Raw genomic sequence first — 507 nt, 5'->3', positions numbered from 1 at the left:
CTGGACTCGATGAACACCCCGAAGCCCTCGTCCAGCAACCGCCGGACCGCACCCTCCAGCTCCACCGTGCGCCGCAGATTGGTAAACCAGTACTCCGCGTCCAGCTCCGGACCCTCGACCCATGTCCCTGTAACGGTGGACAGGAACGGCACCTCGGCCACCTTGGGCTCTACGGGGGCCAGCAGCTCCAGCAACTCCGCACGCAGCAGCTCCACCTGCGCGGAGTGCGAGGCGTAGTCCACCGGCACCCGGCGCGCCCGCACCCCATCCGCCTCACACGCCGCCACCAGCTCATCCAGCGCCCCCGGTTCACCCGAGACCACCACCGACGACGGCCCGTTGACCGCCGCCACCGAGATCCGCTCCTCACCCCACGCCGCGATCCGCTCCCGCACCTCCGCCACCGGCAGGGCCACCGACACCATGCCGCCCTTGCCCGCCAGCACCCGGCCAATGGCCTGGCTCCGCAACGCCACCACACGGGCGGCGTCCCGAAGCGACAGGATT

General features: G+C 71.0%; 1 protein-coding gene. It reads right to left on the bottom strand.

The genetic code is table 11. The annotated features are described in order from the left end of the window. Positions 1–507: acyltransferase domain-containing protein (locus AXW62_RS39820; protein WP_159061134.1), on the bottom strand; the 507-nt coding region annotated here is incomplete at both ends.

The organism is Streptomyces hygroscopicus subsp. hygroscopicus, assembly GCF_001553455.1.
GTDB classification, from domain to species: Bacteria; Actinomycetota; Actinomycetes; order Streptomycetales; family Streptomycetaceae; genus Streptomyces; species Streptomyces hygroscopicus.
This window is presented reverse-complemented; position numbering and strand designations above follow the sequence as displayed.